The 877-nt window shown below is 37.9% G+C and carries 1 protein-coding gene; it reads left to right on the top strand.

What is annotated here, in order from left to right:
- Positions 1–848: 23S rRNA (uracil(1939)-C(5))-methyltransferase RlmD (rlmD, locus tag QMQ21_RS19230; protein ID WP_261814987.1), on the top strand; the 848-nt coding region annotated here is incomplete at its 5' end.
- Positions 849–877: the final 29 nt, after the last annotated feature.

The raw sequence follows: 877 nt of genomic DNA, 5'->3' as shown, positions 1-877 counted from the left end.
AAGTGATTGCTAATCGTCTAGCAGAATTACTTACTTATCACCAGATTCCAATCACGGATGAGAGAAAAGTTCTAGGTGTTAGAACGATAATGGTCCGACGAGCAAGAAAGACTGGACAGGTTCAGATTATTATTGTTACAAACCGTCAGCTTAATTTAACCCAACTAGTAAAAGACTTAGTTAAAGATTTTCCAGAAGTTGTGACAGTGGCTGTGAATACAAATACAGCTAAAACCAGTGAAATTTATGGTGAAAAGACAGAGATTATCTGGGGAGAAGAGAGTATTCAAGAAGGTGTACTCGATTATGAATTTTCACTATCTCCTCGAGCTTTCTATCAACTGAATCCTGAACAAACAGAAGTCCTTTATAGCGAGGCAGTAAAAGCGCTGGATGTTAGTAAAGAAGACCATTTGATTGACGCATATTGTGGAGTTGGAACAATTGGTTTTGCCTTTGCAAAGAAAGTAAAAACACTCAGAGGTATGGATATTATTCCAGAAGCTATTGAAGATGCCAAGCGAAATGCTAAAAGAATGGGATTTGACAATACTCATTATGAAGCTGGAACGGCAGAAGAGATTATTCCTCGCTGGTATAAGGAAGGCTACCGAGCAGATGCTCTGATTGTGGATCCACCACGTACAGGTCTGGATGATAAGTTATTAGATACTATTCTTACCTATGTACCAGAAAAAATGGTCTATATTTCTTGCAATGTTTCGACCTTGGCTCGTGATTTAGTACGTTTAGTAGAAGTCTATGATCTCCATTATATCCAGTCGGTCGATATGTTCCCGCATACAGCTCGAACGGAAGCTGTTGTAAAATTAATAAAAAAAGTTTAAAAAAAGTGTTGACAAAGTTTGAAAAGCCA

The organism is Streptococcus bouchesdurhonensis (genome assembly GCF_948472335.1).
The sequence above is the reverse complement of the archived record's forward strand: the minus strand, read 5'-3'. Positions and strand labels throughout refer to the sequence as shown.